The 13065-nt window shown below is 65.8% G+C and carries 8 protein-coding genes and 3 tRNA genes; 9 read left to right on the top strand and 2 right to left on the bottom strand.

From position 1 onward, the window contains the following. Window positions 1–28 precede the first annotated feature (28 nt). From purL to Q2K57_RS04920, 8 genes are all read left to right on the top strand, one after another. Window positions 29–3949: a phosphoribosylformylglycinamidine synthase gene (gene purL, locus Q2K57_RS04955; RefSeq protein WP_304526216.1), complete on the top strand. Its 3921-nt coding sequence runs from the start codon at window positions 29–31 to the stop codon at window positions 3947–3949. Between the two features lie 222 nt (window positions 3950–4171). Then, a complete protein-coding gene (locus Q2K57_RS04950; RefSeq protein ID WP_304526215.1) occupies window positions 4172–6082 on the top strand; it encodes a DEAD/DEAH box helicase in 1911 nt (636 codons plus the stop codon). 146 nt (window positions 6083–6228) lie between these two features. After that, window positions 6229–7203 (top strand): ScpA family protein, encoded by a 975-nt coding sequence (locus Q2K57_RS04945; protein WP_369700306.1) that lies wholly within the window; start codon window positions 6229–6231, stop codon window positions 7201–7203. A gap of 9 nt (window positions 7204–7212) precedes the next feature. Continuing rightward, on the top strand, window positions 7213–8151 hold the full coding sequence (gene scpB, locus Q2K57_RS04940; protein WP_304526214.1) for an SMC-Scp complex subunit ScpB: 939 nt from the start codon (window positions 7213–7215) through the stop codon (window positions 8149–8151). Next, a complete protein-coding gene (gene rluB / locus Q2K57_RS04935) occupies window positions 8148–9005 on the top strand; it encodes a 23S rRNA pseudouridine(2605) synthase RluB (protein ID WP_112053774.1) in 858 nt (285 codons plus the stop codon). Before scpB ends, rluB begins: the two co-directional genes overlap by 4 nt. Window positions 9006–9068: 63 nt before the next feature. Beyond that, a tRNA-Lys gene (locus Q2K57_RS04930) sits at window positions 9069–9144 on the top strand. Between the two features lie 18 nt (window positions 9145–9162). Beyond that, window positions 9163–9238, top strand: a tRNA-Lys gene (locus tag Q2K57_RS04925). A 38-nt stretch (window positions 9239–9276) separates the two neighbouring features. Next, window positions 9277–9352, top strand: a tRNA-Lys gene (locus Q2K57_RS04920). A 241-nt stretch (window positions 9353–9593) separates the two neighbouring features. Here Q2K57_RS04920 and Q2K57_RS04915 read toward each other — a convergent pair. After that, window positions 9594–9815, bottom strand: coding sequence for a glycine zipper 2TM domain-containing protein (locus Q2K57_RS04915; RefSeq protein WP_112053773.1), 222 nt, complete (start codon window positions 9813–9815; stop codon window positions 9594–9596). 461 nt (window positions 9816–10276) lie between these two features. Between Q2K57_RS04915 and nadA the strand changes: the two genes are divergently transcribed. Further along, on the top strand, window positions 10277–11305 hold the full coding sequence (gene nadA, locus Q2K57_RS04910; RefSeq protein WP_112053772.1) for a quinolinate synthase NadA: 1029 nt from the start codon (window positions 10277–10279) through the stop codon (window positions 11303–11305). A 213-nt stretch (window positions 11306–11518) separates the two neighbouring features. Here the strand turns inward: nadA and Q2K57_RS04905 are convergent, their stop codons facing one another. Then, window positions 11519–12976, bottom strand: a complete 1458-nt coding sequence (locus tag Q2K57_RS04905) for a M48 family metalloprotease (RefSeq protein WP_304526213.1) — start codon at window positions 12974–12976, stop codon at window positions 11519–11521. Window positions 12977–13065: the final 89 nt, after the last annotated feature.

The raw sequence follows: 13065 nt of genomic DNA, 5'->3' as shown, positions 1-13065 counted from the left end.
CATGCTTTGTTCCCGAGGCTCGAACGACATGCTCGAACTGCGAGGTGCGCCCGCCCTCTCTGATTTCCGTCATGCCAAGCTGATGGCCGCCCTGCGTACCCAGGTACCGGAAGTCGCCTCCCTCACGGCCGACTACGTCCATTTCATCGATCATGACGGCGATCTGTCCGCCGAAGAAACCGCGACCCTCGAGCGTCTGCTGGACTATGGGGCCGTTGCCCCGGCCGGTGCGCGCGACGGTCATCTGTTTTTGGTGGTGCCGCGTATCGGCACCCAGTCGCCCTGGTCCTCGAAGGCCACCGATATCGTCCGCAACTGTGGCCTGGACAAGATCCAGCGCCTGGAGCGCGGTATCGCCTATCGCGTGCAGCTCGACGGCACCCTCTCCGAGGACGCCTTCGAGGCGATCGTGGCGACGATCCACGACCGCATGACCGAGTCGGTGCTGACCAATGCCTCCGATGCGGCCAAGCTGTTCTCCCATCAGTCGCCGGCCCCGCTTGGCCAGGTCGATGTGCTGGCCAAGGGCCGCGCGGCCCTGGTCGAGGCCAACCAGGCGCTCGGTCTGGCGCTCGCCGAAGACGAGATCGACTACCTGCTCGAAGCCTTCGAAGGGCTGGGTCGCAACCCGGCCGACGTCGAGCTGATGATGTTCGCCCAGGCCAACTCCGAGCACTGCCGCCACAAGATCTTCAACGCCGACTGGGTGATCGACGGCGAGGCGCAGCCGCGCTCGTTGTTCAAGATGATCAAGAATACCCATGAGCAGTCGCCGGAAGATACTCTTTCAGCCTACAGCGACAACGCTGCGGTGATTCGTGGCAGCGAGGCGGGGCGTTTCTTCGCCGCGCCGCTGACCGGCAAGGCGGGTGAGCGGGCCACCTACGCAAGCCATCAGGAACCGATCCAGATCCTGATGAAGGTCGAGACCCACAACCACCCGACCGCCATTGCCCCGCATCCCGGTGCGGCGACCGGCGCCGGCGGCGAGATTCGCGACGAGGGCGCCACCGGTCTCGGCGGCAAGCCCAAGGCCGGCCTCACCGGCTTTTCGGTCTCGAACCTGCGTATTCCCGAGTTCGTGCAGCCCTGGGAAGCCTTCGACTACGGCAAGCCCGAGCGCATCCAGTCGGCGCTTGCCATCATGCTCGAGGGGCCGATCGGCGGTGCCGCCTTCAACAACGAGTTCGGCCGCCCGAACCTCGCCGGCTACTTCCGTACCTACGAGCAGGACGCCCTGGGCGCTGGCGGCATCGAACGCCGCGGCTACCACAAGCCGATCATGCTGGCCGGCGGCTACGGCAACGTCCGTGACGGCCACGTCGAGAAGGGCGATATCCCTGTCGGCGCCAAGCTGATCGTGATGGGCGGCCCGGCGATGCTGATCGGCCTCGGCGGTGGCGCGGCCTCCTCGATGGCCTCAGGCAGCTCAAGTGAAGATCTCGACTTCGCCTCGGTGCAGCGCGACAACCCCGAGATCGAGCGTCGCTCCCAGGAGGTCATCGACCGCTGCTGGGCACTGGGCGATGAGAATCCGGTCTGCTTTATCCACGACGTCGGTGCCGGCGGCCTGTCCAACGCCCTGCCGGAGCTGGTCAAGGACGGCGGGCGCGGCGGTGTCTTCGAGTTGCGTGCGGTGCCCAACGCCGAGCCGGGCATGAGCCCGCTGGAAATCTGGTGCAACGAGGCTCAGGAGCGCTACGTGCTGGCGGTGCCGCCCGAGCAGCTCGCGACCTTCGAGGCGCTTTGCGAGCGCGAGCGTTGTCCCTTCGCGGTGGTCGGCGAGGCCACCGAGGCCCATCACCTTGAAGTCCGCGACGGTCACTTCGACACCAAACCGGTCGACCTGCCGATGAGCGTGCTGTTCGGCAAACCGCCCAAGATGCAGCGCGAGTTCAGTCGCGAAGAGCGCGATATGCCTGGCGTGGCGCTGGATAACCTGGACCTGCGCGAAGCGCTGGACCGGGTGCTGCGTCTGCCCGCCGTGGCCTCCAAGAGCTTTTTGATCACCATCGGCGACCGCTCGATCACCGGCCAGGTCGCCCGCGACCAGATGGTCGGCCCCTGGCAGGTGCCGGTGGCGGATGTCGCCGTGACCACCGCCAGCTTCGATACCCACCAGGGCGAAGCCATGGCGATGGGCGAGCGGCCGCCGGTGGCGCTGATCGACCCGGCGGCCAGCGCCCGCCTGGCGGTGGCCGAGTCGATTACCAACCTGGCCGCGGCGCCGATCGGCAAGCTTTCCGACATCAAGCTGTCCGCCAACTGGATGAGTGCCGCTGACCACACCGGCGAGAACCAGGCGCTGTACGACGCCGTGCATGCGGTGGGCATGGAGCTGTGCCCGGCGCTGGGCATTGCCATCCCGGTGGGCAAGGACTCGATGTCCATGCGCACCGCCTGGCAGGACGAGGAGGGCGAGGACAAGAGCGTCACCGCGCCGCTCTCATTGGCGATCACCGGCTTCGCCCCGGTCAGCGATGCGCTCGCCACCCTGACCCCGCAGATCAACCTGGAGCAGGACGAATCCGATCTGATCCTGATCGATCTCGGCGCCGGTCGGAATCGCCTCGGCGGCTCGGCCCTGGCTCAGGTCTACGGCCAGGTCGGCCATGACTGCCCGGACGTCGACGATCCCGAAGACCTGAAGGCCTTCTTCAGTGTCATCCAGGGGCTGAATGCCGACGGCCAGCTGCTGGCCTACCACGACCGCAGCGACGGTGGCCTGATCACCACCCTGCTGGAAATGGCCTTCGCCGCTCACGCCGGTCTCGAAATCAAGCTCGACTGGTTGGTCGATGAGCCGGTCGAGGCGGTCGATGCGCTGTTCGCGGAAGAGCTTGGTGCGGTGATCCAGGTCAACCGCCGCGACACCGAGGCGGTGCTGGCGCAGTTTGCCGCCGCCGGCATCGATACCTGCGGCGTCATCGCCCGCCCGCGCTACGACGATCAGGTGCGTGTGACGCTGTTCGAGGAGCCGCTGCTCGAGACCACTCGCCAGCTGACCCAGCGCACCTGGAGCGAGACCAGCTACCGGATGCAGGCGCTGCGCGACAATCCGGAATGCGCCAAGAACGAATTCGACGGCCTGCTCGACGCCCGTGACCCGGGCCTCTCGGCGACCCCGAGTTTCGACGTCGACGAGGACATCACTGCGCCGTTCGTCAACCTGGCCCGCCCGCCCATGGCGATCCTGCGCGAGCAGGGCGTCAACGGCCACGTCGAAATGGCGGCGGCCTTCGATCGCGCCGGCTTCGAGGCGGTGGACGTGCACATGAGCGATATCCTCGCCGGCCGCGTCAGTCTCGATGAGTTCAAGGGGCTGGTCGCCTGCGGCGGTTTCTCCTACGGCGACGTGCTGGGTGCCGGTGGTGGCTGGGCCAAGTCGGTGCTGTTCAACGAGCGCGCCCGGGAGCAGTTCGCGTCCTTCTTTGAGCGCGAGGACAGCTTCTCGCTGGGCGTGTGCAACGGCTGCCAGATGCTCTCCCAGCTCAAGGAGCTGATCCCCGGCGCCGAGAACTGGCCGCGCTTCGTGCGCAACGAGTCCGAGCAGTTCGAGGCCCGGGTGTCGATGGTGCAGGTCGAGAAGAGCCCCTCCATTCTGCTCGCCGGCATGGAAGGCTCGCGGCTGCCGATCGCCGTGGCCCACGGCGAGGGCCGTGCCGAGTTCCGCGACGCGGGCCACCTGCGCGCCATGCAGGGCAGCGATCAGATCGCGCTGCGCTACGTCGACAACTACGGCCAGGTCACCAGCCGCTATCCGGCCAACCCCAACGGCTCCGCCTCGGGGATCACCGGCCTGACCACCCCGGACGGGCGCGTCACCATCATGATGCCGCACCCTGAGCGGGTGGCGCGTGCGGTGACCAACTCCTGGCGTCCAGCCGAGTGGACGCAGGACGGCGCGTGGCTGCGGCTGTTCCGCAACGCTCGCGCCTGGCTGGGCTGAGCCCGTCAGGTAAGGCTAGCCACGCCCGGCCAGTCAGGCATGGCCCGATCTTAAGCCAGCAAGCGCCGCCCCTCGGGGCGGCGCTTTTTTGTGCGGCTCTTGGCGCTCTCGTTGCGATCTCTTGGTGCTGATCGCTTGCCTTTGCCCTTTGCCACCCATGCCTTGCCTCTCTGCCTCTCTGGCTATCTACGTTTGGCCCGGCGCTAAGGTAGAATGCGCGGCATGACGCAAACCGCCCCCTCCGCGACACCGCCCGCCTCCGACGTGCCAACCCTGCGCCCCTACCAGCACGAGGCGGTGGCACGCACCATTGCCCATTTCCGTGGCAGCGACGCGCCGGCCGTGGTGGTGTTACCCACCGGCAGCGGCAAGTCGCTGGTGATCGCCGAGCTCGCCCGCATCGCCCGGGGCCGCGTGCTGGTGCTCGCCCATGTGCGCGAGCTGGTCGAGCAGAATCACGCCAAGTATGAGGCCTACGGCCTCTCGGCGGATATCTTCAGCGCCGGGCTCAAGCGCAAGGAGGCGACCCGGCAGGTGGTGTTCGGCTCGGTGCAGTCGGTGATCAACGGCCTCGATGCCTTCTCGGCGGGCGACTTCACCCTGGTGGTGATCGACGAGTGCCATCGGGTCTCGCTGGGTGAAGATGCCAGCTACCGTCGCGTGATCAGTGCTCTGGGCGAGGCCAATCCTCGCCTCAAGGTGCTGGGCCTGACCGCCACGCCCTATCGTCTCGGGCAGGGCTTCATCTTCCACCGTCATCACCATGGCATGGTGCGGGGCGACGAGGACTGCTTCTTCAAGGACTGCGTCTTCGAGCAGCCGCTGCGGCTGATGGTGCGCCAGGGCTACCTGAGCGAGCCCCGGCGCATCGACGTGGCCATCGAGGGTTATGACTTCTCGGCGCTGGCGCCAGGCATCGGCGGCAGCTTCAATGAGCAGGAGATGAACCAGGTGGTTAAGGGCGCCCGCGCCACGCCCGGCATCGTCGCCGATGTCATGGCCCGCGCCGAGGACCGCCAGGGCGTGATGCTGTTCTGTTCAACCGTCGAGCACGCCGAGGAAGTGACCGGCCTGCTGCCCGCCGCCGAGACGGCGCTGATCACCGGCACCACGGCCTCGGAGGAGCGGGAGCGGCTGATCGCGGCCTTCAAGGCCCGCACGCTCAAGTACCTGGTCAACGTCTCGGTGCTGACCACCGGCTTCGATGCGCCGCACGTGGATCTGATCGCGATACTGCGCCCCACCGAATCGGTGAGTCTCTACCAGCAGATCATCGGTCGCGGCCTGCGACTGGCGCCGGGCAAGCGCGATTGCCTGATCCTCGACTACGCCGGCAACCCCTGGGATATCTATGCCCCCGAGGTCGCCGCACCGCGCCCGGCCGGCGACACCGAGCCGGTGCAAGTAGAATGCCCCGAGTGCGGCCACGCCAACCTGTTCTGGGGGCGCATGGACGGCGAGCTGGTCATCGAGCACTTTGGCCGGCGCTGTCAGGGGCTGATCGAACGCAGCGAACCGGGTATGAAGGACGAAAGCGACAGGCAAGGTGGCGGGGCGTCGGGCGCCAATAAGGGGCAAGGCGCGGTGTCGGGCGCCAATAAAGGTCAAGGCGCGGCGTCGGGCGCCAGTGAACAGTGCTCCTTCCGCTTTCGCTTCAAGACCTGCGAACGCTGCGGTGCCGAGAATGATATCGCGGCACGTGCCTGCCACGGCTGTGGCGAGCGGTTGGTCGACCCTGACGATAAGCTGCGTGAGGCCCTCAAACTGCGCGATGCCCGTGTGCTGAGGGTCAGTGCCATGCAGCTCGAAGCGACCCGTAATGGTCGAGGCCTGGAGCGACTCAAGATCAGCTATTACGATGAAGATGGCACCGCGCTCGCCGAGTGGTTTGCGCTGGAGACGCCGGCCCAGCGCCACGCCTTCCAGCGTGCCTTTCTCGCCCGGCATCTGCGGGCCCCGGGCACCGACTGGCGGCCGACCAGCATTCAGGAAGTGCTCGAGGGCGAAGCCCGGCTCAAGGCGCCCGATTTCGTGGTAGGCCGCAAGGTGGGGCGCTTCTGGCAGGTGCGCGACAAGCTCTTCGATTATCAGGGGCGCTACCGCAAGGCCGAGGCGGCCGGCCCGGATAGGTGATGTCGCTTTGGGTTTCGTCCTTGAACGAGATAGCCAGCGTCACGGCTGGCTTACGTCCGGGGCATGACTCTTGGTAGACTGCGCGACTTTGCCGGTCACGCGGGCCGGCGCCACGATGGCAGGAGATCCCCCAGGGTGTGAGCGAGATATCCGAGACGGCGCGTGACGATGAGCCAGCTGCCGCCGCCGAGCAGGCGGATATCCTCGCGCGGCTGTTCGATCAGCCGATCACCGAGATGCCGGAGGATCTGTACATTCCTCCCGAGGCGCTCAGGGTCTTTCTCGAAACCTTCGAGGGCCCGCTGGATTTGCTGCTGTATCTGATTCGCCGCCAGAATCTGGACATCCTGTCCATCGACGTGGCCGCGATCACTCGTCAGTACATCGAGTACGTCGAGCTGATGAAGGCGATGCAGATCGAGCTTGCCGGTGAATATCTGCTGATGGCGGCGATGCTCGCCGAGATCAAGTCGCGCACCCTGCTGCCGCGCCCGCCCAAGGGCGACGACGAGGATGACGAAGGCGATCCCAGGGCCGAGCTGATCCGTCGCCTGCAGGAGTACGAGCGCCTCAAGGAGGCCGCTGAGTCGCTCGGCGAATTGCCCCGGGTCGGCCGCGACTGGTTTCCGGCCACCGCCGCCTTGCCCGATCTCGAGACGCGGGTGGTGCATCCGGATGTCGAGCTCGATGAGCTTCTCGGCGCCCTGGCGGGCATCATGAAGCGCGCCGAGCTGACCCAGGAGCACCATATCAGCCGCGAGGTGCTGTCGACCCGCGAACGCATGCTCAAGATCATGGAGGCGCTGCATCATCAGCGCTATACCCCCTTTGAAGCGCTTTTTACGCTGGAAGAGGGCAAAGCAGGCGTGGTGGTGACCTTCATGGCACTGCTCGAACTTGCCAAGGAAGCGATGATCGAGATCGTGCAGAATGCGCCACTGTCGCCGATTCACGTCCGCGCGCGGCTGGCCGAGCCGGAGCAGGCCTATCAGCCTGAGCAAGCCGACGAGCCTGTGGCCGGCGAGGCGGAAAAGGGAGAGGAAAGCCCCTTCGAGGCCACCGATGACACGCAAGACCCGGGGCGGCGCCCACCGCCGCTCACCGATGCCGAGCAGGAGTAAGCCCGCGCCATGAACGAGCGCCACCATCTCGATCAGATTCTCGAAGCGGCCCTGCTGGCCGCCGGCGAGCCGCTGTCGACGGAGCGCCTGGAGAGCCTGTTCGACGATCATGAGCGGCCGCCGCGGCGCGACCTTAGAGAGGCGCTGGCCCGGCTCGGCGAGCGCCTGGAATCCGGCGCCCTGGAGCTGATCGAGACCGCTTCGGGCTTTCAGTTGCGCATTCGCCAGCGCCTGTCGCCCTGGGTGTCGCGGCTGTGGGACGAGCGTCCGCAGCGCTATTCCCGCGCGCTGCTGGAAACCCTGGCGCTGATTGCCTATCGTCAGCCGGTGACCCGCGGCGATATCGAAGAGGTGCGCGGCGTGGCGGTATCGAGTTCGATCATGCGCACCCTGAGCGAGCGCGGCTGGATTCGTGTGGTGGGTCAGCGGGATGTGCCCGGGCGACCTTCGGTGTACGCCACGACCCGCGCCTTCCTCGACGACTTCGGCCTCAAGACCCTGGACGGGCTGCCGCCGATGCACGAGCTGAAGGACTTCGAGGCGCGCTTCAACGAACTCGAGCAGTCTGCTGATGGTTCAGATAGGTCGAGCGGGGAGGCCGCAGGCGACGACGCAGCGTTACACGACGAAGCGACCCGCGAGACCCCATCAGGCGAAGACGAGACACATGCTGGCGGCACTGCCGCAGAAGAAGAGGCAGCATCGCCAGCACAGCAGGACGGGGCCCAGGCTCCGCAGGCGGGCGCTACGGCGCCCGACGATGAACACGCGACGGCCGGGATGGCCGACGCGGACCCACACGCCGGGAAGGCGTCCACGCAGGCCGGGCTCAGCTTCGCCGATCTCGAAGCACGCCTGGCCGACCGCGCCCGCCAAGCGCCGACCGTCGATGATGACGGCCGCGCGGGAACGGATCACTCATCTGACGAGACACCCTCAGAGTCATGAACACCACAAGCGAAAAACTGCAGAAAGTGCTGGCCCGTGCCGGCTTCGGCTCGCGCCGCGAGATGGAAACCGCCATCAGCGCCGGGCGCGTCAAGGTCAACGGCCAGGTGGCAAGCCTCGGCGATCGCGTCGAGCCCCGTGATCGGGTCAGCCTCGACGACCGGCCGGTCAGCTTGAAGACCGCCGCCGAGAGCACCCGGCGGGTCATCATGTACAACAAGCCCGAGGGCGAGCTGTGCACCCGCAAGGACCCGGAAGGGCGTCGCACCGTCTTCGAGCGCCTGCCGCGCCTCAAGGGCGAGCGCTGGGTGGCCGTTGGCCGCCTGGACATCAACACCAGCGGTCTTCTGCTGTTCACCACCGATGGCGAACTGGCCAACCGGCTGATGCATCCGTCCACCGAGGTCGAGCGCGAATATGCGGTGCGGGTCATGGGCGACGTGACCCAGGCCCACGTCAAGACGATGGTCGAGGGCGTGATGCTCGACGATGGCCCCGCGCACTTCACCGACGTGCAGGAGTTCGGCGGCGAAGGCATCAACACCTGGTTCCATGTGGTGATCATGGAGGGCCGCAACCGCGAGGTGCGCCGTCTGTGGGAATCCCAGGGGCTGACCGTGAGCCGCCTCAAGCGAGTGCGTTACGGCAATATCTTCCTCGACAAGCGGGCCAAGGCCGGCGAATGGACCGAGCTGACCCAGGCCGAGGTCGATAACCTGTCGACCCTTGCCGGCCTCGAGTCGCGCAAGGTGCCGGAGCTGACCCCGGACGAGAAGAACCGCTGGAGCCGCGACAAGCGCAAGCGTCGCCCGGTGCAAGGCATGCGCAAGCCGACCGGACAGCGCAAACGCTGAAAAACTGCGTAAAAAGACTTGCGAAGACAGGGTGATACGAGTAACCTATGCGCCCTGTCGAGCGGGTCGTTAGCTCAGTTGGTAGAGCAGTTGGCTTTTAACCAATTGGTCGTAGGTTCGAATCCTACACGACCCACCATCTCGACGGCCCGGCGGCGGGTCGTTAGCTCAGTTGGTAGAGCAGTTGGCTTTTAACCAATTGGTCGTAGGTTCGAATCCTACACGACCCACCATTACCGCCGCTGCATGTCCCCGTTCGGGATATGACTGCGGGTCGTTAGCTCAGTTGGTAGAGCAGTTGGCTTTTAACCAATTGGTCGTAGGTTCGAATCCTACACGACCCACCAAATTATGCCGAAACGCCCTGACCTCCCTGAGGTCGGGGCGTTTTGCTATGCGCGGGTTGTCTGTGCTGACATTTTTTCTGTGCCAACAAAATGCTGAACGCCCAGGTGCCAGCCTAGCGAAAGCCGAGAAATGACAGGATGGCCAGCACGATTACGACGGCGCCGACGATATAGACGATATTATTCATGTTTTATTGCTCCTTGGTGAGATGCAACACGCTTCCTTGATGGTCGTGTTGTTTCAGTCAGGCTTGCTGACTTCGTGACCAATGACGCCGCCGACGGCGGCACCGCCGATAGTGCCCATTGTGCTGCCACCCGTCAGCACCGAACCACCGATAGCGCCGGCGCCCGCGCCAAGGGCGGTGTTCCTGTCCTGTGCCGACATGCCGGAACAGCCCGAGAGAGTGAGTAGCAATACTGCTATCCCGATAGTGAGTGCAGGCCCGTGCAATGTGTTCATGGGACTAACTTCCTGTCGCGAACGCGACACGGTGAGGGATGAAGCCAAGTCGCGACTTCACTCTCTCAGTGTAGTTGATCTCTGAGCTTGGGCGGGGCAGGGCGGATGAAAAGCCCGTCGCCTCCCAGGGGCGATACGCGGGCCGATAAACAGGGCAGTGCTGATGGCAGCGCTTCCACGTGCCAGGGCGGCCGCATGCCAGGGCGAGCAGCGGGGTGGACGAGGCCTCCTGGAAGTGGGCGATATCACTGCCGGCGTCGCGCATGGCAGGCGCTTTACGCCGTGTTGAGTGTTCTAGCGACGACAAGCGCCTCGATTCGAGCTAAAATGTCAGTTGGGCAGACGGTGCGGGAGCCGTACCGTCAACGCCCTCTGGAGCCTCGGCGCGTGCAGAGAGCACAGCGGCCGATGCATCTGGTGCCATGCAGGGGGAGCCCCTGCCAGTCACAGTGGTAGACACGATGACGATCATGACTTCCCGAGCCGAGGTGCGCGAGCATCTGGCCCGCGCCTACTGCCCGACGCGCATTCCCGCCGAGGATGAGGCGCGCATTGATGAAATCAAACGCCTGCTGCACGAGCGTAATGCCGTGCTGGTAGCGCATTATTATACCGACGACGCCATCCAGCAGCTTGCCGAGGAAACCGGCGGCTGTGTGGCCGACTCCCTGGAAATGGCTCGCTTCGGTGCCCGCCATGAGGCCTCGACCCTGGTGGTGGCAGGCGTGCGCTTCATGGGCGAGACCGCCAAGATTCTGTCGCCGGAAAAGCGTGTGCTGATGCCGACCCTGGAGGCGACCTGTTCGCTGGATCTGGGCTGCCCGGCCGATGAGTTCGCGGCCTTCTGCGATGCCCACCCCGATCGCACCGTAGTCGTCTATGCCAACACCTCGGCGGCGGTGAAGGCGCGCGCCGACTGGGTGGTGACCTCCTCGATTGCTGTCGACGTGATCGAGCACCTGAAGGCGCGCGGCGAGAAGATTCTGTGGGCGCCCGACAAGCACCTGGGTGGCTACATCCAGCAGCAGACCGGTGCCGACATGCTGCTCTGGGACGGTGCCTGCATCGTTCATGAGGAATTCAAGGCCAAGGGCATCGAGGATCTGAAGGCGCTTTATCCTGACGCTGCGGTGCTGGTGCACCCGGAGTCACCGGCGGCGGTGGTCGAACTCGCCGACGTGACGGGCTCTACCTCGCAGCTGATCAAGGCGGCCAAGGAGCTGCCCCAGGACAAGCTGATCGTGGCCACCGACCGCGGCATCTTCTTCAAGATGCAGCAGGCGGTACCGGACAAGACCCTCTTCGAGGCGCCGACAGCCGGGCGTGGCGCGACCTGCAAGAGCTGCGCCCACTGCCCATGGATGGCCATGAACGCTCTGGACAACCTGGCCGGCGCCCTGCGCGAGCTGAGCGGCGAGATTCAGGTGGACGACGCGCTCCGCGTGAAGGCGTTGAAACCCCTGGAGCGGATGCTCAATTTCCAGCGCTAGTCCGCCGGCCTTCAACTGACCCGATAGATGCGGTGCACTTGTCGCTTACGTTGAACGGGGCGATGAGTGGATTGGATAGTGAGTTGATCGGAAAGTGAGCTGATAGGACAGTGAGTTGATCGCATAGAAAGGCGGCCCGCCCCAGCATGGGGCGGGCCGCTTTTTTGTGTTGGTAAGGAACGAGACGTCACGTTAATAGCGAGGCGTCGTCGGCTATTGAAAGTCCTTGAGGTCCTCGCGGTAGGTCTCGAAGGCTTCGCGGCGCTCCTCGATGCGACCGGTAATGCCGACGTCACTCTCCTGCTTGGCCACGTCCTCGGCGATGTCCAGCTGGCGAATCGCCTGAGTGATATGCCCGGTCAGCTGCAGATATTCGGCGCGGGCCAGGTGGCTCCAGGCCTCGCGGTCGCTGCGCCCGGCGGCCTCTGAGAGCAGGTTGAAGACTCCGGGGTCTTCGGGGCGCTGCTCGGCAAGATCGCGCAGCGTGTCGAAGGCGGCCTTGGGGTCCTGCTGCAGCAGGGCTTCCGCTTCGATCATTCGTGCCGGCAGATAGTCAGGCATCAGCCGCAGCAGGCGTTGACTGCGTGACAGGGCCTCGCCGTGCTGGCCGGCATCCAGGGCCAGTTCGGCGGCGCTGGTCGGGATCAACGGCAGGTCCGGCCATTCTCGTGCCAGGGCATCGAGAGCCGAAAGAGCGCCGGCCAGGTCTCCCTGACGAGCGCGGATCAAGGCCGCCAGGTAGCGCTTGGCGGCTGGAGCGGGATCGCTCTGAGCGAGCAGGCTGGTGGCCTGGGCGGGGGCGTCCTGGTGGATCGTCAGCAGCGCGCGGGCCCGTACCATGTCATATTGCGGGTCCGGGTCGCGGGTCGGGCCGGTTCCCAGGCCCATGGCCCTGGCCTGAATATCGCTGATGCGCGACTCGGTGAGCGGGTGGGTGAGCAGAAACTCCGGTGGGTTGCCGCCCTGCAAGGCCGCCTGGCGCTGCATGGCGCGGAACATGTCGACCATCGCCTGAGGATCGTAGCCGGCGTCACGCATTACCTGCAGGCCCTGCCGGTCGGCTTCCTGCTCGTAGCGCCGCGAATAGGCCAACTGGTCCTGGAAGAAGGCGGCTTGAGAGCCCATGGCTGCGGCAATTCCCGCATCGCCTCCGCCGCCGGCAGCGAGCAGCATGCCGGCCAGCATTGCGGCCATGGTCGGCAGCTGGGTCTCTTCGGCTCTGGCCTGCTGGCGAGCGTAGTGGCGCAGTGAAAGGTGGCCCAGTTCGTGGGCCAGCACCGAGGCCAGGGCGGCTTCGTCCTTGGCGAAGGCAAAGAGGCCGGCGTTGACCCCCACCACCCCCCCTGGCACCGCGAAGGCGTTGAGTACCCGGCTATCGACCAGGGTCACCAGCAGGTGGTTGCTCTGGACGCCGCTGTCGGGCAGCAGGCGGGCGATCAGAGTGTCGACGTAGTCCTGGCTGATCGGGTCCTGCCATAGCGGTGCTCGGGCACGAAACTGGCGTAGCCAGGTGCGGCCCAGGCGGTATTCCTCGCTCGGATTGACACCGCTGGTGGCTGAGCCCAGCTGCGGCAGGTCGAACTCAACGGCCTGAACCGGCGTCGTGGTCAGGGCGCCGACCAGGGCCAGCGCGATGGTGGCGTGTCGCCAAGCCTTCCGGGGTAATGGCATGATGTTCCTCGTGCATGAGCGCCCGGGCGAGGCGCGCCTTCTTCTCCGACCGCTGCCGATCCGCTAAAGTGCCGTGTACTGAGGGCCGC

The sequence above is a fragment of the Halomonas sp. I5-271120 genome, assembly GCF_030553075.1.
Classification (GTDB): domain Bacteria; phylum Pseudomonadota; class Gammaproteobacteria; order Pseudomonadales; family Halomonadaceae; genus Onishia; species Onishia taeanensis_A.
The sequence above is the reverse complement of the archived record's forward strand: the minus strand, read 5'-3'. Positions and strand labels throughout refer to the sequence as shown.

Excerpts from the sequence above, each read along its gene's own strand:
- purL (WP_304526216.1), top strand. The coding sequence starts at position 29 with ATGCTCGAACTGCGAGGTGCGCCCGCCCTCTCTGATTTCCGTCATGCC.
- Q2K57_RS04950 (WP_304526215.1), top strand. The coding sequence starts at position 4,172 with ATGACGCAAACCGCCCCCTCCGCGACACCGCCCGCCTCCGACGTGCCA.
- scpB (WP_304526214.1), top strand. The coding sequence starts at position 7,213 with ATGAACGAGCGCCACCATCTCGATCAGATTCTCGAAGCGGCCCTGCTG.
- rluB (WP_112053774.1), top strand. The coding sequence starts at position 8,148 with ATGAACACCACAAGCGAAAAACTGCAGAAAGTGCTGGCCCGTGCCGGC.
- Q2K57_RS04915 (WP_112053773.1), bottom strand. The coding sequence starts at position 9,815 with ATGAACACATTGCACGGGCCTGCACTCACTATCGGGATAGCAGTATTG.
- nadA (WP_112053772.1), top strand. The coding sequence starts at position 10,277 with ATGACGATCATGACTTCCCGAGCCGAGGTGCGCGAGCATCTGGCCCGC.
- Q2K57_RS04905 (WP_304526213.1), bottom strand. The coding sequence starts at position 12,976 with ATGCCATTACCCCGGAAGGCTTGGCGACACGCCACCATCGCGCTGGCC.